The sequence below is a fragment of the Mesorhizobium sp. CNPSo 4684 genome, assembly GCF_057784315.1.
Genome location: NZ_JBWLUX010000026.1, coordinates 54,776 through 76,035, shown reverse-complemented (window position 1 = coordinate 76,035; position 21,260 = coordinate 54,776). Strand labels below are relative to the sequence as shown.

Here is a 21,260-nt window from a genome sequence, read left to right as displayed (position 1 = left end):
AGTAGGGGCCGCTTCCTTGCCCTACTCCCTTATTGCCCTACTGCCGTATTCCCTTCCTCAAGCCGCCAGATCGCGCAGCACGTATTGCAGGATGCCGCCGTTCTTGAAGTAGTCGAGTTCGTCCAGCGTATCGATGCGGCAGATGATCGGCACGTTCTTCACCGTGCCATCGCCATAGGTGACCTTGGCGATCATCGTCTGGCGCGGCTTGATGGCGCTCAGGCCGTCGATCTCGACCATCTCGTCGCCCTTGAGGTTGAGCGAGGCCCATGAGGTGCCTTCCTCGAAGACGAAGGGGATGACGCCCATGCCGACCAGGTTCGAGCGATGGATGCGCTCGAAGGACTGGGCGATGACGGCGCGGACACCGAGCAGGTTGGTGCCCTTGGCCGCCCAGTCGCGCGACGAGCCGTTGCCGTATTCGACACCGGCGAAGATGACCAGCGGCACGCCTTCCCTTTTGTACTCCATCGCCGCGTCGTAGATCGATTCCTCTTCCTTCGACGGGTAGTGGATGGTGTAGCCGCCCTCACGGCCGTTCTCGCCCAGCATGTGGTTGCGGATGCGGATGTTGGCAAAGGTGCCGCGCATCATCACCTCGTGATTGCCGCGCCGCGTGCCGTACTGGTTGAAGTCGGCAACGCCGACGCCGTGATCGGTGAGGTATTTTCCGGCCGGCGACGCCGCCTTGATCGAACCCGCCGGCGAGATGTGGTCGGTGGTGATCTTGTCGCCGAAGAGACCCAGCACGCGCGCGCCCTTGATGTCGCCGATCTTGCCGAAACCGGCGGTCATCCCAGCGAAATAGGGCGGGTTCTGCACATAGGTCGAATTGTCGTCCCAGGCATAGGTCTGGCCTTCCGGCGCCTTGACGTTCTGCCAATACTCGTCGCCCTTGAAGACGTCGGCATATTTGCGGGCGAACAGCTCGCGGGTGACGTTCTTCTCGATGAACTCCTGGATCTCGGCCGAGCTCGGCCAGATATCCTTGAGGTAGACCGGCTTGCCGTCGCGGCCTTCGCCAAGCGGTTCGATGGTGAGGTCCTTGGTGACCGTGCCGGCCAGCGCATGCGCGACGACCAGCGGCGGCGACGCCAGGTAGTTCGCCTGCACATCGGGCGAGACGCGGCCTTCGAAATTGCGATTGCCGGAGAGCACCGCGGCAGCGATAAGGCCCTTGTCGTTGATGGTCTTGGAGATCGGCGCCGGCAGCGGGCCGGAATTGCCGATGCAGGTGGTGCAGCCGAAGCCGACCAGGTTGAAGCCGATCTGGTCGAGCTCCTTCTGCAGGCCGGATTTTTCGAGATATTCGGCGACCACCTGGCTGCCGGGCGCTAGCGAAGTCTTCACCCAGGGTTTCTGCTTGAGGCCGAGGCGGTTGGCGTTGCGCGCCAACAGGCCGGCGCCGATCAGCACGCTCGGGTTCGAGGTGTTGGTGCAGGAGGTGATGGCGGCGATGACGACGTCGCCATGGCCGAGATCATGGTCGGTGCCTTCGACGGCGTAGCGCTTGTGGATTTCGGCGGCCTTCTTGTACTCGGTCTCCATCGCCTTGGCGAAGCCGGCCGGAATGCCTTCCAGCGCAACGCGGCCTTCGGGGCGCTTGGGGCCGGCCATCGACGGCACGACCTCGCTGAGTTCAAGCTCGAGCAAATCGGTGAAGACCGGATCGGCCGATCCGGTGTCGCGCCACATGCCTTGCGCCTTGGAATAGGCTTCGACCAGCGCGATGCGGCTTTCCTCGCGGCCGGACATTGTCAGGTAGCGGATGGTTTCGCCGTCGACCGGGAAGAAGCCGCAGGTGGCGCCATATTCGGGCGCCATGTTGCCGATGGTGGCGCGGTCGGCCAGCGTCATGTTGGAGAGGCCGGGGCCGAAGAACTCAACGAACTTGCCGACGACACCCTTCTTGCGCAGCATCTGGGTGACGGTGAGCACGAGATCGGTGGCGGTGACGCCTTCTTTCAGCTTGCCGGTGAGGCGGAAGCCGATCACTTCCGGCAACAGCATGGAGACCGGCTGACCGAGCATGGCGGCCTCTGCCTCGATGCCGCCGACGCCCCAGCCCAGCACGCCAAGGCCGTTGATCATCGTGGTATGCGAATCGGTACCGACGCAGGTGTCGGGATAGGCGGTGGTTTCGCCGTCCTCGGTGTTGGTCCAGACGACCTGGCCGAGATATTCGAGGTTGACCTGGTGGCAGATGCCGGTGCCGGGCGGCACGACGCGGAAGTTGCGGAACGCTTGCTGGCCCCATTTCAGGAACTTGTAGCGCTCTTCGTTGCGCTCATATTCGAGCTCGACATTGCGGGCGAAGGCCATCGGCGTGCCGAATTCGTCGACGATGACCGAATGGTCGATGACGAGGTCGACCGGCACCAGCGGGTTGATCTTCTGCGGATCGCCGCCGAGCGCCTTGAGGCCGTCGCGCATCGCCGCGAGATCTACCACCGCTGGAACGCCGGTGAAATCCTGCATCAGGACGCGGGCCGGGCGATACGCGATCTCTACGCCTGCAGTGCCCTTGTCGGTCAGCCAGCCGGCAACCGCCTGGATGCTCTCCTTGGTGACGGAGCGGCCGTCTTCATTGCGCAAAAGGTTCTCCAGCAGCACCTTCATCGAATAGGGCAACTGGGCGATGCCGGTGAGGCCGTTCTTCTCGGCCTCGACCAGATTGTAATAGACATAGTCCGCGCCACCCACGGTGAGGGTGCGGCGGCAATTGAAACTGTCGAGGGATTTTGACACGTGCGGTCCGTCCTTGTCTGTTCAGCCTGAAAGGGAACGGACGCCGATGGGCATGCAATCACGCGCAAAGGTGCGGGTACGGCCATTTCCGCTGTCCGCTCCCAAGCAACCCGAGCCGTTCAAGGCGGCGCGTGCGCTGGTTCGGCGCAAATTCTGTTCCCATGCCGACCGCTGGCACGGATGTCCCGCATATAGAGAATTTTCTGGAATAGTTCTAGACAGTCGACAGGCAATTTTGTGCGATGCGGCAGCTGTCGCACGGTAAAGTTTTTGGGACGGGCAAGGATGCGGCTGATCGCCGAAAATCTGGGCGGCGAACGCAGCGGCGAGACGGTCTTTTCCGACATAGGCTTTGCGCTCGAGAACAGCCAGGCGCTGGTCGTCACCGGACCGAACGGATCAGGCAAATCGACCTTACTCAGGATCATCGCCGGGCTTCTGCCGAAAGCAGAAGGCGACGTGCGGCTTGAAGGCGGCGGCGAGGCGTTTCCGACGACCGCTTCGGCCGTCCATTATCTCGGCCATCTCAATGCGATGAAGACGGCGCTCAGCGTGGCGGAGAATCTGCGCTTCTGGCGCGATTTCAATGGCGATGGCCAGTTGGGTGTCGAAGAGGCGCTGGAGACGGTCGGTCTCGGCGGCATCGGCTATCTGCCGTTCGGGTACCTGTCGACCGGGCAGAGGCGGCGGGCGGCAATAGCGAAATTGCTGGTCAGCCATCGGCCCTTGTGGCTGCTGGATGAGCCGACGGCGGGGCTGGACAAGGCTTCGGAGGAAAGGTTCGCGGGGCTGATGGCGAGGCATTGCGCGGAGGGCGGGATTGTTGTCGCGGCGACGCATCTGCCGCTGGGGTTGGATGGGGCGCAGGCGTTGGTGATGGGGGAAGCCGCTTGATGTCGGTCCTCTACGTGCAAGAACGCCTTCCTCAACAAAGGACCACTTCGTAATGTGGTCCCTCTTCCTCCGCGACATCCGCCTCTCCATCCGTGCCGGCGGCGGAGCGTTGACTGGCGTCATCTTCTTCCTCGCCGTCATCGCCACCATCCCCTTCGGCGTTGGGCCGGACCTCAAGCTGCTGGCCCGTATCGGTCCGGCGATCCTGTGGATCGGCGCTCTGCTCGCCTGCCTGCTCGGCCTCGACCGGCTGTTCCAGGCCGACCGCGAGGACGGGTCCCTCGATCTTCTGGTGCTGGGCAATGACCGCCATATGCTGGCGCTGACGGTGCTGGTGAAGTGCCTGGCACATTGGGCGGGCAGCGTTCTGCCGCTAGTGGTCGCCGCCCCTCTGCTCGGCCTGTTCATGAACATGGAGCCACTCAGCATCGGCGCGACGGCGCTGACCCTTCTGGTCGGCACGCCGGCAATCACCTTCATCGGTGCCGTGGGCGCGGCGGTGGCGGTGGCGCTGCCGCGCGGCGGGCTGTTGATCTCGGTGCTGGTGCTGCCGCTGACCATTCCGGTGCTGATCTTCGGCGTGTCGGCCAGCTACGGCGCGGTGGCCGATCCCGACCCGTTCGCGCAGCCCTTCCTCATTCTTGCCGCGCTGACGCTGTTTCTTGCCGTGCTGGGGCCGGTGGCGGCAGCGCTGGCGCTGCGGCATGGAACGGATTGACGTGGCGGCTGCGGCGCAGCGGCCAATTGCGAAGCCGAAGCTGCAAAGCTATGGGAAGGCCATGATCGAGCACGGCGAAGCGACAGCGGAAGGGAAGCGGGCTGCATGAGCGCACACGCCCTTTATGTCACCGCCGCCTATTGCATCACGGCGATCGTGCTGGCCGGACTGATCGGCTGGATCCTGCTCGACCAGCGTGGGCGCAAACGCGAACTGGCAGAACTAGAGGCAGCAGGCGTACGGCGGCGTTCGGACAAGGCCAGCACTCGGGTCAGCACTGGGGCCAACAAACCATGAGCACGGAAAGCGAAACGCCGGCGCCGCCGCGCCGCCGCCTGATTGTGCTGTTGCCGCTGCTGGTTTTCCTCGGCCTTGCGGGGCTGTTCCTGTTGCAGCTTTTGTCGGGGCGCGACGAGGCGGAAGTGCCGTCGGCGCTGCTTGGCCTGCCGGCGCCGCAGACCAATTTGCCGGCGCTGGAAGGGTCAAACCTACCCGGCCTCGATTCAAAAACCTTCGCCGGCAAGGTGACGCTGGTCAATGTCTTTGCATCGTGGTGCGCGCCGTGCCGGGAAGAACATCCGGTGCTCCTGGCGCTGTCGCAGGACAAGCGCTTCGTCATGGCAGCGCTGAACTACAAGGACGAGCCGCAAAACGCGCGGCGGTTCCTCGGCGACCTCGGCAATCCGTTCCAGGCCATCGGCGTCGACGAAGCCGGCCGCACGGCCATCGACTGGGGTGTCTACGGCGTGCCGGAAACCTTCGTCATCGGCAAGGATGGCAAGATCGCCTACAAGCATGTCGGGCCGCTGACGCCTGATACGGCGCAGACCCTGCTTTTGCCGGAGATAGAGAAGGCGCTGGCGCCACCGGGCTGAGGCACCGGAAACGCGATGGACGAACGAGACATTCGCGATCATTTTCTGGCTCAAGCGAAAGGCTGCGACGGGCTTGGCTCGCCGTTCACCGCGAAATTATGCCGTGCGCTGGCCAAGGTTCTCGACGCAAACACCAGGACCGGGCAGGCGGTGCTCGGCTGGCCGGGCGACGCGCGCGCCGACGGCCTCTCATTGCGGCTCTGCGGCGCGCTGCACGCGTTGGTCCTGACGGGTGCGGATGAGCGACTGACACAACTTTATCCGCCCAACCAAACAAGCGAAGATGAGATCGCGGCGGTGCTGCCGGAAGCAATTGCGCGATCCGACGAGCGGATCGTCGCTGGCCTCGCCGGCGCCCCGCAGACGAATGAGATCGCCCGGTCGGCGATGCTGCTGCCTGGATTTCTGACGGTCGCGCGCGAAACCGGCTTGCCGCTGGATCTGTTTGAGATTGGCGCCAGCGCCGGGCTCAATCTCCTGTTCGACCGCTTTCACTATCGCTATGGCGATGCCGAGTGGGGCGACCCGGCCTCCCCCGTCCGGTTGGCGCCGGAGGTGCGAGGCCGTGCTGTTCCGCTGACTGGAGACATCAACGTTCGCCACCGCTCCGGCTGCGACATCGCGCCGGTCGACTTCGCCGACGCGGCCGCGCGGCTACGGCTTCGGTCCTTCATCTGGGCCGATCAGGGAGCGCGGCTGGCCCGGCTCGACGCCGCGCTGTCACTTGCCGAAAAGTTGCCGCCGCTGCTTGTCAGGGCGGATGCAGCGGAGTTTGTCGAGAAGGCGCTGGCCGCACGGCAGCAGGGCGGCGCCTTCGTGCTCTATCATTCGATCATGTGGCAATATTTGCCGCGGGCGACAAAGGATGCCATCACCGTCACCCTAGAGCGGGCGGGCAGACAGGCCACGGCCGATGCGCCTATCGCAAGGCTGAGGATGGAGCCGCGCGATCCCACAAAGAAGTGGGCAGTGCTCAGCCTTACCCTATGGCCGCTCGGCGAGACACGCCGCCTGGCCCATTGCGATTACCATGGCCGTTGGATCGAATGGATCGGCTGAGCCCGTTCGCTCAGCCGTAGATCTGCTTGCGGACCTGGTAGAGCATTTCCGAGCGATCGGCGCGCAGGTCGGCAAGGTCGCGGCCGGAGAGGTTCTCGATTTCGGCGACGAGGCGGTTGTAGTGCTTGCGCTTGGCAATCGAGGTGCGAGCGCGGGTCATGAGACTGTCGAAGATCATAGCAAGGGTCCTTTCGTGCCGCATATCAGCGGCGAATTTGTTCCTCCCTTGACTGTACGCAGCATGACATAGGAATGGTGCAATGCAAAAAGAAGATGTTGCAATGCACCATTGCATAGAGCGCATAGCCGGTTAATGCAGCGCTAACAGCACCGCACCCGGCCGGGCAGGCTGGCGAGCCAATGCCGGGCCGCATGCCTTTTGTCTTACAAATTGCGCAGCGCCATCTTGCCTTCTCGCCCGCAGGCTGGCTTGATCCGCGCGTCACGTGATGCCCGGAGGAAAAGCATGGCGGCCGCAGACTATTACGAAATTCTCGATCCGCGTTTCGCGCGGCTGTTCAATGGCAACGCGCAGGTGGAAAAACTGTTCACCGGATGTCAGTGGGCGGAAGGGCCGGCCTGGTTCGCTGCCGGCCGCTATGTGGTCTGGTCCGACATCCCCAACAATCGCATGCTGCGCTATGACGAGACCGACGGCAATGTCAGCGTGTTCCGTCAGCCCTCCGGCAATTCCAATGGCAACACCGTCGACCGCCAGGGCCGGCTGGTGACGTGCGAGCATTCGGGCCGCCGCGTCAGCCGCACCGAGTATGACGGCTCGATCACCACCATCGCGGCCAAATGGAAAGGCAAGCGGCTGAATTCGCCAAATGACGTCGTGGTGCGCTCCGACGGCTCGATCTGGTTCACTGATCCGAGCTACGGCATCGACACTGACTATGAGGGCGACAAGGCCGAGAGCGAAATCGGCGCCTGCTACGTCTACCGGGTCGATCCCGACAGCGGCGAGGTCGAGGCTGTCATCACCGACATGGTCCGGCCGAACGGGCTTGCCTTCTCGCTCGATGAAAGCCAGCTCTATGTCGTCGACACCGGCCGCACCCATGGCGCACAAAACCCGGCGCATATGCGGGTCTTCAACATCGGCAAGGGCGGCAAGAAAGTGTCGGGCGGCAAGGTGTTCGCCGACTGCACGGCCGGCCTGTTCGACGGCTTCCGGCTCGACGAGGCCGGCCGCATCTGGACCAGCGCCGCCGACGGCATCCACTGCTACGATCCCGACGGCACGCTGATCGGCAAGGTCAAGGTGCCGGAAGTCACCGCCAATTGCGTGTTCGGCGGCAACAAGCTGAACTGCCTCTACATCGCCGGCACGACGTCGCTTTACATGGTGCGGCTGATGGTGAACGGGGCCAAGACCTATTGAGGCTGCTGGAAACACTTCTCTGGCGGCTCTTGATGGCGCTCCTGCGCATGCCCGCGACGCCGGTTGCGCTGCGGCTGCCGGAATCGCCGCCAAGTGGTTCGCCGGAGCGGATTCCTAAGCCGTCTGCCAGTCGCGATATCAGGCACAATTCAAGGGGAGGACGTCATGCCATTCGTCAACATCCGCATCGTCAAGGAAGTGATCGCCGCTGATCCGGCGGGCAAGAAGGCTGACATCGCTAGAAAGGTAACGGCGGCCATCATGGACGCCACCGGGCTCGGCAACGACGATGTCTGGGTGGTGTTCGAAGAGATCAATGCGCGCGACTGGTATGTCGGCAAGACCGATGTCGAGACGCTGCGGAAGGGGTAGGCGCCTTGTGGGAGAAGGGAAGGCCGCTCACCGCCGCCCGCGTATAAAATCCACGAACCCTTGCACCACGTCGCGCATAGCCTGCCGGTTCGCATCTTCGCCCAAGATCGTCTCCACCTCCGCCGGCTTCTTGCCCAGCAGCGCGATCTCGAACGTTTCCTCGCAGAGCGCAAACGACATCGTCCGCATGATCTCAGCCAGCGCGGCGCGGGCGTAGAGCGAGCGCGCGGAGGCGTGCACCAGCATGGCCGGCTTGTCGACGGCGGCGTCGCGCGAGACCAGCCAGTCGAGCGCGTTCTTCATGCCGCCCGGCACGCCATGCGCATATTCGGGGCAGGAAACGATAATGCCGTCGGCGCTGGTGACGGCCCCGATCAGCCGTGCGGCTTCGCGTGGCGTGCGCTCGCCTTCGTCATCCGGGTTGAAGATCGGCAAGAGGCCGAGCCCGTCATAAACAGCTAAGCGGCAATCCGAAGGCGCGTTCGCGGCCAGCGCCACGAGCAGCGCCGAATTGGTCGAGGCAGCGCGCAGACTGCCGGAGATAGCGAGGAGTTCGATCACGGGAAAACCGGGCAAGGGAGAACCGGGCAAGGGGCCGGAATGGCGAATCGTGCCCGAAATCTACCACAGGGTCTTGCTGTAGGCCTCGTCCAGTGAGCGGTCGAAATCATCGGGCGTTTCGGCATGCGCCATCTGATCGGACAGGATCTGGCCGAGCGTCGGCAGCGTCGCGCGGTCGTACCAGCTGTCCGGCTTCCACAATTGCGAGCGCATGAAGGCCTTGGCGCAATGCATGTAGGCGGCCTTGACGCTCACCACGACGACGCTTTGCGGCTGCTTGCCGTCGACGGTGAGGCGCTCACGCAAATCCGCATCGACGGTGATGCGGGCGTCGCCATTGATGCGCAGCGTTTCGTTCATGCCGGGGATGAGGAACAGCAGCCCGACCGAAGGGTTGAGCAAGATGTTTTCCAGCGTGTCGAGCCGGTTGTTGCCGGGCCGGTCGGGGATGGCGATGGTCTTGTCATCGAGGACAAGGGCGAAGCCGGGCCTGTCGCCTTTCGGCGTCACGTCGGCATTGCCGGCGTTATCGGAAGAACCAATCAGCACGAAGGGGCTCTTGCCGATGAAGGAGCGGCAGTGGCCGTCGAGTGCCCTGAGCTCCTTGCGCATCGAGGCGTCGGTCGGCCGCGGCGTCTTGTAGATTGTCCTCAACTCGTCGCTTGTGGTGACGAATTCCATGGCCCCTCTCCTCCAATTCCAGCGCAATTCCCAAGGGAAAGCGCTACGCGCTTTTCCCGGGAAAACCGCTACACACTTTTCCCGGAATTGCTCTACTTGCCTGCTTCTTCCACCTTCTCGGTCTTATCCTCGATCGAATGGCGCAGGATCAGCGGCATCTGGCTGAAGGTGAACAGCAGCGTGATCGGCATGATGCCCCAGACCTTGAAGGTAACCCAGAAGTCGGTCGAAAAATTCCGCCACACCACTTCATTGGCAAGAGCCAGGAACAGGAAGAACAGGCCCCAGCGGAAGGTCAGCTTGCGCCAGCCTTCGGCATCGAGGCGAAAGGCCGAATCGAAGACATAGCCGAGCAGCGAGCGGCCGAAATACAGGCCGCCAAGCAGCACGCCGCCGAACAGCGTGTTGACGATGGTCGGCTTCATCTTGATGAAGACGTCGTCCTGCAGATAGAGCGTCAGCGCGCCGAAGATGAAGACGACGACGCCCGAGACCATCGGCATGATCGGCAAGGTGCGCATCAGTAGCCAGGAGGCGATCAGCGCGATTGCGGTCGCGGCCATGAACAGGCCGGTGGCGACGAAGATCGGCCCGCCGAATTCGGCCAGCACCGGAAATTTCTCGACCAGCCAGGCGCCGCGCGCATTGGCGAAGAAGAACACCATCAGCGGCCCGAGTTCCAGCACCAGCTTGAGCAGCGGATTGACGCTTTCCTTCTTCTTTTGCGGGTCGGACGGGTCGCGTTCGAGGATGGGAGGGTTCATGATTTCCTTCTGACGCATGATCTTGTCCAAAAAGCCGTCAGCTCTTCGAGATCATTGCCTGTTACGCTACGCCCGCGATCGCCCTGGCGAATTCGCTGGCCGAGAATGGTTCGAGGTCATCGACCTGTTCGCCGACGCCGATGAAATAGACCGGCAGTTTATGCTTTGCCGCGATCGCCACCAGAATACCGCCGCGCGCCGTGCCGTCCAGCTTGGTCATCACCAGGCCGTTGACGCCGGCGACATTGCGGAAGATCTCGACCTGGTTGAGCGCATTCTGGCCGGTGGTGGCGTCGACCGTCTGCAGCACGGTGTGCGGCGCTTCCGGATCGAGCTTGCCGAGCACGCGCACGATCTTTTCCAGCTCGGCCATCAGTTCGGTCTTGTTCTGAAGCCGGCCGGCGGTGTCGATGATCAGCACATCGGAACCGGCCTCTTTCGCGCGTTCGAAGGCGTCGTAGGCAAGGCCGGCGGCATCGGCGCCGATCTTGGAGGCGATGACCGGCGATTTCGTCCGCTCACCCCAGATCTTCAATTGCTCGATGGCTGCAGCGCGAAACGTGTCGCCGGCGGCGAGCATCACCGACAGGCCGCCATCGGTCAGTTTTGCCGCCAGCTTGCCGATGGTCGTGGTCTTGCCGGTGCCGTTGACGCCGACGACCAGGATGACATGCGGCTTGTGCGAAAGGTCGAGCTCCAGCGGCATGGCGACATGGGTCAGCACCTTCTCGACCTCGGCAGCCATGATGGTGCGGACATCTGCGTCGGAGACATCCTTGCCGTAGCGACTGGCAGCGAGAGCATCGGTGACGCGCAAGGCTGTTTCCATACCGAGATCGGCGCGGATCAGCACGTCCTCCAAGTCCTGCAGCGTGTCCTCATCCAGCTTGCGCTTGGTGAAGACGCCGGCAATGTTGCCGGTGAGCTCGCGCGACGACCGCGCCAGCCCGTCGCGCATGCGCTGGAACCACGAACGACGCGGCGTCGGTTCCGGCGCCTTGACCGGCTCAGCCTTCTGCTCGACTTTCTTGGTGACGGTCACCTTGCCTGGAGTCGGCGGCGGTGGGGTGGGCTGCGGCTCGGGCGCAATTTCAGCAAGGATAGGCTGCGGCTCAACCGGATCCGGTTGGCGAATGGGTGGAACAATTTCAGCTGCGGGGGCTTCAACCGCTGCTGCTGATCCTTTCGCAGGTTCGCGCTGCCCCTCACCCTTACCCTCTCTCCGCAAGGGGCGGGGAGAGGGGGGCGTCAGTGTTGCGGCTTCTTCTTCGATATTTGCAGGGGGAGCCGCGGAGTTCGATTCAGCTTCCTTCTCCCCGTCACTATACGGGGAGAAGGTGCCGGCAGGCGGATGAGGGGCGGCGCTCGCCTCTGAAGTTGGCTGCGCGGGAGGTGCCGGCGGTTGTGGCACCTCGATCGGCGCCGGCGTCTCGGCCGGCACCTCAACAGGTGCAGGAACTTCGACTGGCGCGGGTTCTGGCTTAGGTTCCGGGCGCGCCGGTTCGATCTCCGGCCTGGCCGGAGCTGGGGGCGGAACTTCCTGCGGCTTCGGCTCGGGTTCGGGCTCCGGAACGGATGGCGGTGCAGGAACCTCTTCAGGCGCCGGCGGCTCGGGTGTCTCCGGCGTAGGCGCGGGCTCCTCTTGCGGCGCGGGTGCCGGCAGAGGTTCGGGCTCCGAGGGAACGGCCGGTTCCGGTGCCGGCGGAATGGTCGGCGCTGGTTCGGGCTTCGGCTCCTCGGGCGCCGGCTCCGGCGCTGCCTTTACCTCCCCCTCGATGGGGGAGGAGGTCCCAAGCGAAGCTTGGGGGTGATCGGCGTCGGCGCTGTCACCCCTCCCCGCCACTTCGTGGCGACCCTCCCCATCGAGGGGAGGGTGGGGCGCTGGCGCCTCCTCGCGCTTCAAAAACTCCGGAACGACCTGCTCGGCGGCCGGCTTCAGCGCTTCAAGCGCATCCCATTTGATCGGCGGCAGCGGGGCGGTTTCGTCGATGCGCTCCTCGACGACTTCCTTCTTGCCGAACGAAAATATCTTCTTGAAAAAACCGGCCATGCTTCAATCGTCTCAGGCGGCGCGGGCAGCGAGCGGCGCCGCAAGCAGGCGCGTACCGTCATGGCCGGTAATGGTGGCCTCGACGATCTCGCCCGGCGCACCGGCGGCGATGGCGGCGAGCGTGAACCCTTCGGTGCGGCCTAGGCCGTCGCGCTCGATCAGGATCGACTGCCGCGTTCCGGGAAGCGAAGCGAGATTGCGGCGATATGCGGCCTCGCCGGCGGCGCGCAGCCTTGCGGCGCGCTGCTTCACCAATTCGCGGCGGACCTGCGGCATGCGCGCGGCGGGCGTGCCTTCGCGGGGCGAGAACGGGAAGACATGCAGATGCGTCAACCCGCATTCCTCGACGATCTTTATCGAATTCTCGAACATGTCCTCGGTCTCGGTCGGAAAGCCGGCGATGATGTCGGCGCCGAAGACGATGCCGGGACGCAGCCTGCGCACATCCTCGCAGAAGCGGATCGACTGGTCGCGCAAATGGCGGCGCTTCATGCGCTTCAAAATCATGTCGTCGCCCGACTGCAGCGACAGGTGCAGATGCGGCATCAGCCTGGGCTCGGTGGCAATGGCATCAAGCAATTCGTCATCGGCCTCGATCGAATCGATGGAGGACAGCCGCAGCCGCTTCACGTCGGGCACCTGCTTGAGGATCGTCTTCACCAGCTTGCCGAGTTTCGGCGCACCCGGCAGATCGGCGCCGAAGCTGGTCATGTCGACGCCGGTCAGCACGATTTCGGCATAGCCATTGCCGGCGAGCCTTTTGACCTGCTCGACCACGGCGCCCATTGGCACCGAGCGTGAATTGCCGCGGCCATAGGGGATGATGCAGAAGGTGCAGCGATGGTCGCAGCCATTCTGCACCTGGACGAAGGCACGCGCCCGGCCCTCTATGGCGTCGACCATGTGACCAGCGGTCTCGCGCACCGAGAAAATGTCGTTGACGCGCGCCTTCTCGGTGTCGTTGACGCCGAAATCCGGCAGCGCGCGGTAGGAGTTCGCCTTCAACTTCTCCTCATTGCCGAGCACGAGATCGACCTCGTCCATGGCGGCAAAATTCTGCGGTTCGGTCTGCGCCGCGCAGCCGGTGACGATGATGCGCGCCTGCGGGTTTTCGCGGCGGGCCTTGCGGATCGACTGCTTGGCCTGGCGCACCGCTTCCGAGGTGACGGCGCAGGTGTTGAAGATGATGGCGCCGCCTGCGAGCGCGCCGAGGCCGGCACTTTCGGCTTCGCGACGCATCACCTCGGATTCATAGGTGTTGAGGCGGCAGCCGAAGGTGACGACGTCTATGCCTTTTGCGTTGGCAAGACCAGACATCAGGCCGCGCTTTCAGTGTCGCGAGCCCAGCTTCCGGTCGACGGATCGAAACTGCCGGAAAACTCCCATTCGGCAGCGCCGGTCAGGATAACGTGGTCGTCTTCGCGCCATTCGACATGCAGCGAGCCGCCGCCTGGCGTCATCAGCGTGACGCTGCGGCCGGTGCGCCGGGTGCGGGCTGCGGCGACTACCGCTGCGCAAGCGGCCGAGCCGCAGGCCTTGGTCAGGCCGGCGCCGCGCTCCCAGGTGCGGATGATCATCGTCTCCGGCGACGTCACCTGTGCGATTGTGATGTTGGCGCGCTCGGGGAAGATCGGATGGTTTTCGAGCAGCGGCCCGAAACGCTCGAGCTCGTAGGACCAGACGTCGCGATCGACCCAGAAGATGGCGTGCGGGTTGCCCATCGAGAGAGCCGAAGGCGAATGCAGCACCGGCGCGTCGATCGGGCCGATCTGCAATTCGATCATGCGGGTGTCGCGAAACTCTTCCGCCAGCGGAATATCCTGCCAGCCGAAGCGCGGCGTGCCCATGTCGACCGAGATGGTGCCGTCAGCGTGCTCGACGGCGTTGAGGATGCCGGCGCGGGTCTCGAAGGTGAAGTTCTTCTGGCCGGTTTCGGCGGCCAGCGCCTGGACGACGCAGCGCATGCCGTTGCCGCAGGCCTGTGCGCCCGAGCCGTCGGAATTCAATATGTCGATGTAGTAGGCGGTGCCGGGCGTGCGGGCGTCATGGATGGCCATGATCTGGTCGAACCTGGTCGCCGCATCGGCGTTGAGCGCGACAGCCGACGCTGCCGTCACTCGATCGGCACGGCCGCGCATGTCGGCAACGATGATCTCGTTGCCGATGCCGTTCATCTTGGCGAAGGGGGCCGTGCCTGCCATAGCTTCCAGTAGTTCCTGTCCGTTTTGCCGCTATATGGCGGAAACGGGCGGGAATTACCAGTGCGACGGGTCTCAGGTCACGGCAAAGACGCCGAGCACGATCAGCAGGAAGATGACGAGAACGATGCCGATGAGGATGCGCGCGCCGGTGGCGGCGGCGCCCGCCAGCGCCGGCATGCCGAGCAGGCTCGCGGCGGCGGCGACGATCAGAAGAATGATGATCCATTTGATCATGGAAAGGCTCCCGGCCAAATTGCGTTGCGCAAACAACGCGTTTTGGCCCGTTGGGTTCCTTCCCTAGACCTCCGGCACGTCCCAGATTTCGCCCGGCCGCAGGGCGCGGAACCGCTCCTGCGGCACGCCCTTCGCCTTCAGCGCTTCGGCCAGTTTTTGGACCGGCTCGTCGATCGGTTCGTCGGTGAGATGGAAGGTGCCCCAGTGGCAGCCTGCGGCGTGAGCCGCATTGCACAGCTGCATGCCTTGCACCGCTTCTTCCGGATTCTGATGTTGCGGCGCCATGAACCAGCGCGGCTCGTAGGCGCCGATCGGCAGGATGGCGAGGCGGAAACCGCCATGTTTCTCGGCCATCAGCCGGTAGTTGGCGCCGCCATGGAAACCGGTGTCGCCGGCGAAATAGATCTTTCCGGCGGGGGTTTCGACGACGAAGCCAGCCCACAGCGCCATGCGGCGGTCGCGCGCGCCACGCGCCGACCAGTGATGCACCGGCTCGACATGGACGGCGATGTCCTTGGTAATCTCGACACGCTCGCCCCAGTCATGCGCCGTCGTTCGCATGCCCGGCACGGCGCTATCGATGATGGCATCATTGCCGAGCGGCGTCAGCACAAGCGGATCGTGCTTCGCCTTCAGCCGCTTGAGCGTGGCAAGGTCGAGATGGTCGTAATGGTTGTGGCTGACCAGCACCAGGTCGATCGGCGGCAGGCGGGAAAACGCGATGCCCGGCGCGTTGACGCGCCTAGGTCCGGCAAAGGAGAGCGGCGACACGCGCGGCGACCACACCGGGTCGGTGAGGATGTTGAGGCCACCGGTCTGGATCAGCAGTGTGGAGTGGCCGACCATGGTCAGGCGCAGCCCGTCGCTGTCGATGCGCGCCGCCGGCTCCGTTGGTTCAAATGGACTCGGATTGGCTGCCGGCCATTTCGAACGCTCGCCGCTCAGCTGCCATTTGAGCAGATCTGTGAAGCGGCCGGGCATCTGGCCGTCGGGATTGAAGAAGAGAGTACCGTCGAAATGGTCGCTGGGCGGGCCGCTGTAATAGCGGTTGGCGGCTCTCTTTCTCGCGGCCACGGTTTCGGCTCCGGCAGGTTTCTGTCCTTGCTAGATAGGGACGAGGGCCTCCGGCGCAAGCAGGTGCCGCTATCGCAAGCAATCTACCGGTTAGAACCGCGCTAGAGCCAAGGCACGCCCTCGTCCGCCAGCCATTTTGCGATAAATTTGCAACAATTCTTGCTGCAAACCCTATTTTAACCATATCGGGTTGAAATTTCGCCACCTTCTCCATCTTGGTGAGGGTGAGAGTGTGCGGACGGCTTCCCCCCAGCCGGATCCGACGGAGGTTGACATGACATTTTCAAGAAGCGGCCTGGTGGCCGTATCGCTGGCAGCGCTGTTTGCAAGCGGCTGTTCGACCTCGCGTTTTTCATCGATGGATGACCAGCAGCCGGCGCCGCTGCAGCCCGCGCCCGCCGGTACGGTGAGCGGAAGCCAGCTGCCGCCGCCGGCAGCGCCGGGCACTACCGACCCATCGCAATTCCCGACGGCGCCGGCCGGCACTCAGGTCGCCTCGCTGCCGCCGGATGGATCGGCGCCTGCGGGCGCAACCGACCTCACCGCGGCCAGCGTCGCCGGCGTCTGGAACGCCAGCGTGTCCGGACAGAGCTGCAAGGTGGCGACGCCACAGACCAAATTCGGCGCTGGCTATCGCGCCGGACCGTTGCATTGCCCCGCACCCATCGACGGCATCAAGTCGTGGAACGTCGCCGGCAAGCAGCTGACGCTCTATGACGAGAATGGCGGCACCCTGGCGCGGCTCTATTCGTCGGGCGGTTCGAAATTCGACGGCCAGACTTCCACCGGCTTGCCGATTTCGCTTACAAGATAAGCTGCCTATCCCTAGACAGCGACGTGACCGATGCATCTGCGTGACGGCCTCCTGACCCATGCGACCGTCAGGCAGCGCTACGACCATCTGGTCGACACCGGCGCTGTCGAACGCGATCCGGCGCAGGAGCGCATCGCAGCCGCACTCGACCGGCTGACCGATGAGATCTCGGTCAAGCGGCTGGCGCAGAAGTCGAGTGCGCTCGGCTGGCTGTTTGCCCGCAAGCGCGAGACGCGCGAGGTCGTCAAGGGCCTCTACATCCATGGTGGCGTCGGCCGCGGCAAGACCATGCTGATGGACTTGTTCTTCGAACTGCTGCCGGTCCGCCGCAAGCGCCGTGTCCATTTCAACGACTTCATGGCCGATGTGCAGGACCGCATCCAGAAGCACCGGCAGGCGCGCAAGAATGGCGACGCCAAGGAGGACGATCCGATCCCGCCGGTCGCGCTCCAGCTTGCCGAACAGGCCTGGGTGCTGTGCTTCGACGAGTTTTCGGTCACCGACATTGCCGATGCGATGATCCTGTCGCGGCTATTTTCGGCGCTGTTTGCCAACGGCGTGGTGCTGGTCGCCACCTCCAATGTCGCGCCCGAAAACCTCTATCGCGACGGGCTGAACCGCCAGCTCTTCCTGCCCTTCATCAGCATTCTCGAGCGTCACGCCCAGGTGCTGACACTCGATGCCGACAAGGACTACCGGCTGGAAAAACTGGCGCGCACGCCTGTCTATGTCACCCCGGCGGATGCCGAGGCCGACCGTATGCTGGACGAGGCCTGGCAGGCGATGACACGCGGCGCGCCCGTCGTCGAGACCACCCTGGCGGTGAAGGGCAGGCAGGTGGTGGTGCCGGCCGCTGCGGGCGACACGGCGCGGTTTTCCTTCGCCGATCTCTGCGAAAAGCCGCTTGGCGCCCGCGATTTCCTGGCCATTGCCGGCCGCTTCTCAACCATCTTCATCGATCGCGTGCCGGTGCTCGGCGAAGGCAGGCGCAACGAGGCCAAACGCTTCATCCTGTTGATCGATACGCTCTACGATCACCACACGCGGCTGGTTGTCAGCGCCGAGGCCGCGCCGTCTGAGCTTTATACGGCCAAGCGCGGCGTCGAGGTGTTCGAATTCGAACGCACCGCCTCACGGCTGATCGAGATGCAAAGCCGCGACTGGCTGGAAGACTGGGCGGAACGGCAGAAGGCGCAGAAGCCCGAAGGCAGGCATAGCGAGCCTCCGGTCGCGATGGCCTAAGCCTTCAAATGGGGCGGCAAGGTTCCGGCAACAACCGTGTAGTGGTCGACGAATTCGGGCTTTTCCAGAAGGTAGCGATCGTCTTCGGGATAGTAGCGGGCCAGTTCGGGTGCATCCCCGGCAAAGCTTCGCACGGCGTCCATTGATGACCACCAGCTCAATGTGACGATCTCCGTCGAGTCATCGTCGCGATCGCGCATAAGCATCTGGAAACCGCGATTGCCGGCCGTAGCCGCGTAGTCGAGGCCTCCCGTCCTCTCGACGTAGGCGGCATAGGCAACGCGATCCTGTGTACGGATGACGGACGACCAGCGACGCAGAATGAGCGGTTCTGTCTCAGTCATGGCTAACCTCCCTGTTGTCGTGGCGGCATTCTAGAGCCTGTAGACATACATCACGAATGGCTCGGCTACTGCACCGCGCGACTCATAAAGCGAGCGCGCCGCAACATTGTCCGGCTCGGTGCCGACCCATGCCTCTTCACAGCCCTGTTCGCGCCCGATCATGAACATCGCATCCAGCATCTTTCGGGCGATGCCCTGGCGCTGGAAGGCCGGGGACACGCCGACCTCGTCGATGTAGAGTTCGCTGGCTTTGTCGGGGTGGCGGTGGATGACGGCGGCGCACTGGCCGACGACGACATTTTCGGACAGTGCCACAATCATGAAATGGCCTGGTGCGGCAAGATAGGCGGCAAGCCTGTCGGCGCGCACCGGCTCGTCGAACACGTCTTCGGCGATCCGCTTCACAAGGGCGTCATCGCCGGCATATAGTCTTCTGATTTCCACGTTCATTGTGTAAAACCTCTCAAGTCGGTTTACAAACTTTGACGTTTACGTAAATCCCGATGTTTCTAACCGATTGAAATTATTCACTCGAAAATAATCGATTGAATATATTTTCCACCAGGGCTACTGGATGCGGCGAAATCTCGCGGATCCCGCAGCCTTCCGGCCTCTTCCTCGACGCCGTCAACCAGATCGCCACAGATCTGGGCGTCGTCACAGACAAAGGGAAAATTTCCTCACATGGCACGCAACAAGATAGCGCTCATCGGCTCCGGCATGATCGGCGGCACGCTGGCTCACATGATCGGCCTCAAGGACCTCGGCGACGTGGTGCTGTTCGATATTGCCGAGGGCATTCCGCAAGGCAAGGGGCTCGATATCGCGCAGTCTTCGCCGGTCGACGGCTTCGATTCCCGGCTGACCGGCGTCAATGACTATGCCGGCATCGAGGGCGCCGACGTCTGCATCGTCACCGCCGGCGTGCCGCGCAAGCCGGGCATGAGCCGCGACGATCTGCTCGGCATCAACCTCAAGGTCATGGAACAGGTCGGTGCCGGCCTGAAGAAATACGCGCCGAAGGCCTTCGTCATCTGCATCACCAACCCGCTCGACGCCATGGTCTGGGCGCTGCAGAAGTTCTCCGGCCTGCCCAAGACGCATGTGGTCGGCATGGCCGGCGTGCTCGACAGCGCGCGCTTCCGCTATTTCCTCGCCGAAGAGTTCAAGGTCTCGGTCGAAGACGTCACCGCCTTCGTGCTCGGCGGCCACGGCGATTCCATGGTGCCGATGATCCGCTATTCGACGGTGTCGGGCATTCCGCTGCCCGACCTCATCAAGATGGGCTGGACCTCGAAGGAAAAGCTCGACCAGATCGTCCAGCGCACCCGCGACGGCGGCGCCGAGATCGTCGGCCTCTTGAAGACCGGCTCGGCCTTCTACGCGCCGGCGGCTTCCGCGATCTCGATGGCCGAATCCTATCTCAAGGACAAGAAGCGCGTGCTGCCTTGTGCTGCGCATCTCTCGGGCCAGTATGGCGTTAAGGGCACCTATGTCGGCGTTCCCGTGGTGATCGGCGCCGGCGGCGTCGAGCGCATCATCGAGATCGACCTCAACAAGAGCGAGCAGAAGATGTTCGACGCCTCGGTGGCGACGGTGCAGGGCCTGACCGAGGCCTGCGTCAAGATCGCCCCGCATCTCGCCTCGAAGTGATCCCCGGAGACCATTCAGATGAACATCCATGAATATCAAGGCAAGGCGCTGCTGAAGAGCTTTGGCGCGCCGGTGGCCGAAGGCGTGCCGGTGTTCAAGGCGAGCGAGGCGGAAGCCGCGGCACAAGCGCTGCCCGGCCCACTCTATGTGGTGAAGAGCCAGATCCATGCCGGCGGCCGCGGCAAGGGCAAGTTCAAGGAGCTTGGCCCGGACGCCAAGGGCGGTGTGCGGCTGGCCAAGTCGGTGGCCGATGTCGTCGCCAATGCCAATGAGATGCTTGGCCACACGCTGGTGACCAAGCAGACGGGACCGGCCGGCAAGCAGGTCAATCGGCTGTACATCGAGGACGGCGCCGACATCGAGCGCGAGCTTTATCTGTCGATCCTGGTCGACCGCGCGGTTGGCCGCATCGCCTTCGTCGTCTCGACCGAAGGCGGCATGGACATTGAAGGCGTCGCCCACGACACCCCGGAAAAGATCATCACCCGCGCCATCGACCCGCTGGCAGGCGTGACGACCATCGACGTCGACATATTGGTGGAAGCGCTGGGGCTCACTGGCGACGCCGCCAAGGATGCCGCAACGCTGTTCCCGATCCTCTACAAGGCCTTTGTCGAAAAGGACATGAGCCTGCTCGAGGTCAATCCGCTGATCGTGATGAAGAACGGCCGGCTGCGCGTGCTCGACGCCAAAGTGTCGTTCGACAACAACGCGCTGTTTCGCCACCCCGAGCTGATGGAACTGCGCGACACCACCGAAGAGGACGAGAAGGAGATCGAGGCGTCGAAATACGACCTCGCCTATGTCGCGCTCGACGGCAATATCGGCTGCATGGTCAACGGCGCAGGCCTTGCCATGGCGACGATGGACATCATCAAGCTCTACGGCGCCGAGCCCGCCAACTTCCTCGATGTCGGCGGCGGCGCGTCGAAGGAGAAGGTGACGGCGGCGTTCAAGATCATCACCAAGGACCCGGCCGTCAAAGGCATCCTGATCAACATCTTCGGCGGCATCATGAAGTGCGACATCATTGCCGAGGGCGTGATTGCCGCGGTCAAGGAAGTCGGCCTGCAAGTGCCGCTGGTGGTGCGCCTCGAAGGCACCAATGCCGAGCTCGGCAAGAAGATCATCAACGACAGCGGCTTGAATGTCGTGTCGGCCGATGACCTCGACGACGCAGCCAAGAAGATCGTGGCAGCGGTGAAGGGCTGAGCGGATGCCTCCGCGCAAGATAAACCTGGTCGAGGCGGCGGATCAGAAGATCAAGAAGGTCTTCGATCCGCATATTGCCGGCGACGTCAATGACAGCCAGGCCAAGGTCGCCAAGTTTGGTGAGACCTTCGACTGGCATGCGCATGAGCATGAGGACGAGGCCTTCCTCGTGTTGCGCGGGCGCATTGCCATCGATTTCCGCGACGGACCGGTCGAGCTCGGCGAGGGCGATTTCATCGTCGTGCCGAAGGGCGTCGAGCATCGGCCACGGTCGCTGACCGCGGAGCCGGTGGTGCTGATGTTCGAGCCGGCAACGACGCTCAACACCGGCAACGCCAAGAGCGCCCTCACCGTCACCGACCTGAAGCGGCTCTGAC

General features: G+C 63.7%; 24 protein-coding genes. 12 read left to right on the top strand and 12 right to left on the bottom strand.

Features of this window, described 5'->3' with window-relative positions; all coding sequences use genetic code 11:
* Positions 1 to 57 precede the first annotated feature (57 nt).
* Positions 58 to 2,748: an aconitate hydratase AcnA gene (gene acnA, locus AC04SG_RS23135; RefSeq protein ID WP_488552934.1), complete on the bottom strand. Its 2,691-nt coding sequence runs from the start codon at positions 2,746 to 2,748 to the stop codon at positions 58 to 60.
* A 285-nt stretch (positions 2,749 to 3,033) separates the two neighbouring features.
* Between acnA and ccmA the strand changes: the two genes are divergently transcribed.
* From ccmA to AC04SG_RS23110, 5 genes are all read left to right on the top strand, one after another.
* Positions 3,034 to 3,642: a heme ABC exporter ATP-binding protein CcmA gene (gene ccmA, locus AC04SG_RS23130; protein WP_488552933.1), complete on the top strand. Its 609-nt coding sequence runs from the start codon at positions 3,034 to 3,036 to the stop codon at positions 3,640 to 3,642.
* A gap of 52 nt (positions 3,643 to 3,694) precedes the next feature.
* Positions 3,695 to 4,360, top strand: a complete 666-nt coding sequence (ccmB, locus tag AC04SG_RS23125; protein WP_436262401.1) for a heme exporter protein CcmB — start codon at positions 3,695 to 3,697, stop codon at positions 4,358 to 4,360.
* Between the two features lie 105 nt (positions 4,361 to 4,465).
* The gene (gene ccmD, locus AC04SG_RS23120; protein ID WP_488552932.1) at positions 4,466 to 4,657 is read left to right on the top strand and encodes a heme exporter protein CcmD; all 192 of its coding nucleotides are present in this window, start codon (positions 4,466 to 4,468) and stop codon (positions 4,655 to 4,657) included.
* On the top strand, positions 4,654 to 5,235 hold the full coding sequence (locus AC04SG_RS23115; protein WP_488552931.1) for a DsbE family thiol:disulfide interchange protein: 582 nt from the start codon (positions 4,654 to 4,656) through the stop codon (positions 5,233 to 5,235). The genes ccmD and AC04SG_RS23115 overlap by 4 nt, the downstream gene beginning before the upstream one ends.
* A 15-nt stretch (positions 5,236 to 5,250) precedes the next feature.
* Positions 5,251 to 6,294 carry a DUF2332 domain-containing protein gene (locus AC04SG_RS23110; RefSeq protein WP_488552930.1) on the top strand — a complete coding sequence of 348 codons (1,044 nt, stop codon included), beginning with the start codon at positions 5,251 to 5,253 and terminating at the stop codon, positions 6,292 to 6,294.
* Positions 6,295 to 6,304: 10 nt separating this feature from the next.
* Here AC04SG_RS23110 and AC04SG_RS23105 read toward each other — a convergent pair whose 3' ends face one another.
* Entirely contained in the window at positions 6,305 to 6,472 is a 168-nt protein-coding gene (locus AC04SG_RS23105) for a hypothetical protein (RefSeq protein WP_112560088.1), read from the bottom strand.
* Between the two features lie 288 nt (positions 6,473 to 6,760).
* On the opposite strand from AC04SG_RS23105, the gene AC04SG_RS23100 reads away from it, so the two are divergent.
* A complete protein-coding gene (locus tag AC04SG_RS23100; protein WP_352556955.1) occupies positions 6,761 to 7,681 on the top strand; it encodes an SMP-30/gluconolactonase/LRE family protein in 921 nt (306 codons plus the stop codon).
* 165 nt (positions 7,682 to 7,846) lie between these two features.
* The gene (locus AC04SG_RS23095) at positions 7,847 to 8,053 is read left to right on the top strand and encodes a tautomerase family protein (RefSeq protein WP_488552929.1); all 207 of its coding nucleotides are present in this window, start codon (positions 7,847 to 7,849) and stop codon (positions 8,051 to 8,053) included.
* Positions 8,054 to 8,080: 27 nt separating this feature from the next.
* On the opposite strand, the gene AC04SG_RS23090 is transcribed toward AC04SG_RS23095, so the two are convergent.
* From AC04SG_RS23090 to AC04SG_RS23055, 8 genes are all read right to left on the bottom strand, one after another.
* Complete coding sequence (locus AC04SG_RS23090) at positions 8,081 to 8,614, bottom strand: NADPH-dependent FMN reductase (RefSeq protein ID WP_488552928.1); 534 nt, start codon at positions 8,612 to 8,614, stop codon at positions 8,081 to 8,083.
* A gap of 60 nt (positions 8,615 to 8,674) precedes the next feature.
* Positions 8,675 to 9,295, bottom strand: a complete 621-nt coding sequence (locus AC04SG_RS23085) for a pyridoxamine 5'-phosphate oxidase family protein (protein ID WP_192251234.1) — start codon at positions 9,293 to 9,295, stop codon at positions 8,675 to 8,677.
* A 92-nt stretch (positions 9,296 to 9,387) separates the two neighbouring features.
* Positions 9,388 to 10,059 (bottom strand): septation protein A, encoded by a 672-nt coding sequence (locus AC04SG_RS23080; RefSeq protein WP_112560237.1) that lies wholly within the window; start codon positions 10,057 to 10,059, stop codon positions 9,388 to 9,390.
* 61 nt (positions 10,060 to 10,120) lie between these two features.
* Positions 10,121 to 12,109, bottom strand: a complete 1,989-nt coding sequence (gene ftsY / locus AC04SG_RS23075; RefSeq protein WP_488552927.1) for a signal recognition particle-docking protein FtsY — start codon at positions 12,107 to 12,109, stop codon at positions 10,121 to 10,123.
* Between the two features lie 12 nt (positions 12,110 to 12,121).
* On the bottom strand, positions 12,122 to 13,426 hold the full coding sequence (mtaB, locus tag AC04SG_RS23070) for a tRNA (N(6)-L-threonylcarbamoyladenosine(37)-C(2))-methylthiotransferase MtaB (RefSeq protein WP_488552926.1): 1,305 nt from the start codon (positions 13,424 to 13,426) through the stop codon (positions 12,122 to 12,124).
* The gene (gene dapF, locus AC04SG_RS23065) at positions 13,426 to 14,310 is read right to left on the bottom strand and encodes a diaminopimelate epimerase (RefSeq protein WP_192251249.1); all 885 of its coding nucleotides are present in this window, start codon (positions 14,308 to 14,310) and stop codon (positions 13,426 to 13,428) included. Before dapF ends, mtaB begins: the two co-directional genes overlap by 1 nt.
* Positions 14,311 to 14,382: 72 nt before the next feature.
* Positions 14,383 to 14,544 (bottom strand): DUF1328 family protein, encoded by a 162-nt coding sequence (locus AC04SG_RS23060; RefSeq protein WP_112560094.1) that lies wholly within the window; start codon positions 14,542 to 14,544, stop codon positions 14,383 to 14,385.
* A 63-nt stretch (positions 14,545 to 14,607) separates the two neighbouring features.
* Positions 14,608 to 15,618, bottom strand: a complete 1,011-nt coding sequence (locus AC04SG_RS23055) for an MBL fold metallo-hydrolase (RefSeq protein ID WP_488552925.1) — start codon at positions 15,616 to 15,618, stop codon at positions 14,608 to 14,610.
* A gap of 274 nt (positions 15,619 to 15,892) precedes the next feature.
* Here AC04SG_RS23055 and AC04SG_RS23050 point away from each other — a divergent pair, with 274 nt between their 5' ends.
* Complete coding sequence (locus AC04SG_RS23050) at positions 15,893 to 16,432, top strand: AprI/Inh family metalloprotease inhibitor (RefSeq protein WP_112560096.1); 540 nt, start codon at positions 15,893 to 15,895, stop codon at positions 16,430 to 16,432.
* A 30-nt stretch (positions 16,433 to 16,462) separates the two neighbouring features.
* Entirely contained in the window at positions 16,463 to 17,674 is a 1,212-nt protein-coding gene (gene zapE / locus AC04SG_RS23045) for a cell division protein ZapE (RefSeq protein WP_488552924.1), read from the top strand.
* Here zapE and AC04SG_RS23040 read toward each other — a convergent pair.
* Entirely contained in the window at positions 17,671 to 18,018 is a 348-nt protein-coding gene (locus AC04SG_RS23040) for a hypothetical protein (protein WP_488552923.1), read from the bottom strand. The genes zapE and AC04SG_RS23040 overlap by 4 nt on opposite strands.
* Positions 18,019 to 18,048: 30 nt before the next feature.
* Complete coding sequence (locus tag AC04SG_RS23035; RefSeq protein WP_488552922.1) at positions 18,049 to 18,468, bottom strand: GNAT family N-acetyltransferase; 420 nt, start codon at positions 18,466 to 18,468, stop codon at positions 18,049 to 18,051.
* A 234-nt stretch (positions 18,469 to 18,702) separates the two neighbouring features.
* On the opposite strand from AC04SG_RS23035, the gene mdh reads away from it, so the two are divergent.
* From mdh to AC04SG_RS23020, 3 genes are read left to right on the top strand one after another with little or no spacing between them, the layout of a single operon-like run.
* On the top strand, positions 18,703 to 19,671 hold the full coding sequence (mdh, locus tag AC04SG_RS23030; RefSeq protein ID WP_112560100.1) for a malate dehydrogenase: 969 nt from the start codon (positions 18,703 to 18,705) through the stop codon (positions 19,669 to 19,671).
* An 18-nt stretch (positions 19,672 to 19,689) separates the two neighbouring features.
* On the top strand, positions 19,690 to 20,883 hold the full coding sequence (gene sucC / locus AC04SG_RS23025; RefSeq protein WP_477341426.1) for an ADP-forming succinate--CoA ligase subunit beta: 1,194 nt from the start codon (positions 19,690 to 19,692) through the stop codon (positions 20,881 to 20,883).
* 4 nt (positions 20,884 to 20,887) lie between these two features.
* Positions 20,888 to 21,259 carry a cupin domain-containing protein gene (locus AC04SG_RS23020; RefSeq protein ID WP_488552921.1) on the top strand — a complete coding sequence of 124 codons (372 nt, stop codon included), beginning with the start codon at positions 20,888 to 20,890 and terminating at the stop codon, positions 21,257 to 21,259.
* The last annotated feature ends 1 nt before the right edge of the window (position 21,260 follow it).

Coding starts and splice junctions, on each gene's coding strand:
- AC04SG_RS23105 (WP_112560088.1), bottom strand. CDS start 6,472: ATGATCTTCGACAGTCTCATGACCCGCGCTCGCACCTCGATTGCCAAG.
- zapE (WP_488552924.1), top strand. CDS start 16,463: ATGCATCTGCGTGACGGCCTCCTGACCCATGCGACCGTCAGGCAGCGC.
- AC04SG_RS23115 (WP_488552931.1), top strand. CDS start 4,654: ATGAGCACGGAAAGCGAAACGCCGGCGCCGCCGCGCCGCCGCCTGATT.
- AC04SG_RS23095 (WP_488552929.1), top strand. CDS start 7,847: ATGCCATTCGTCAACATCCGCATCGTCAAGGAAGTGATCGCCGCTGAT.
- ccmB (WP_436262401.1), top strand. CDS start 3,695: ATGTGGTCCCTCTTCCTCCGCGACATCCGCCTCTCCATCCGTGCCGGC.
- ccmA (WP_488552933.1), top strand. CDS start 3,034: ATGCGGCTGATCGCCGAAAATCTGGGCGGCGAACGCAGCGGCGAGACG.
- AC04SG_RS23085 (WP_192251234.1), bottom strand. CDS start 9,295: ATGGAATTCGTCACCACAAGCGACGAGTTGAGGACAATCTACAAGACG.
- AC04SG_RS23100 (WP_352556955.1), top strand. CDS start 6,761: ATGGCGGCCGCAGACTATTACGAAATTCTCGATCCGCGTTTCGCGCGG.
- AC04SG_RS23110 (WP_488552930.1), top strand. CDS start 5,251: ATGGACGAACGAGACATTCGCGATCATTTTCTGGCTCAAGCGAAAGGC.
- mtaB (WP_488552926.1), bottom strand. CDS start 13,426: ATGTCTGGTCTTGCCAACGCAAAAGGCATAGACGTCGTCACCTTCGGC.
- ccmD (WP_488552932.1), top strand. CDS start 4,466: ATGAGCGCACACGCCCTTTATGTCACCGCCGCCTATTGCATCACGGCG.
- mdh (WP_112560100.1), top strand. CDS start 18,703: ATGGCACGCAACAAGATAGCGCTCATCGGCTCCGGCATGATCGGCGGC.
- ftsY (WP_488552927.1), bottom strand. CDS start 12,109: ATGGCCGGTTTTTTCAAGAAGATATTTTCGTTCGGCAAGAAGGAAGTC.
- AC04SG_RS23080 (WP_112560237.1), bottom strand. CDS start 10,059: ATGAACCCTCCCATCCTCGAACGCGACCCGTCCGACCCGCAAAAGAAG.
- sucC (WP_477341426.1), top strand. CDS start 19,690: ATGAACATCCATGAATATCAAGGCAAGGCGCTGCTGAAGAGCTTTGGC.
- AC04SG_RS23050 (WP_112560096.1), top strand. CDS start 15,893: ATGACATTTTCAAGAAGCGGCCTGGTGGCCGTATCGCTGGCAGCGCTG.
- AC04SG_RS23020 (WP_488552921.1), top strand. CDS start 20,888: ATGCCTCCGCGCAAGATAAACCTGGTCGAGGCGGCGGATCAGAAGATC.
- AC04SG_RS23040 (WP_488552923.1), bottom strand. CDS start 18,018: ATGACTGAGACAGAACCGCTCATTCTGCGTCGCTGGTCGTCCGTCATC.
- AC04SG_RS23060 (WP_112560094.1), bottom strand. CDS start 14,544: ATGATCAAATGGATCATCATTCTTCTGATCGTCGCCGCCGCCGCGAGC.
- dapF (WP_192251249.1), bottom strand. CDS start 14,310: ATGGCAGGCACGGCCCCCTTCGCCAAGATGAACGGCATCGGCAACGAG.
- AC04SG_RS23035 (WP_488552922.1), bottom strand. CDS start 18,468: ATGAACGTGGAAATCAGAAGACTATATGCCGGCGATGACGCCCTTGTG.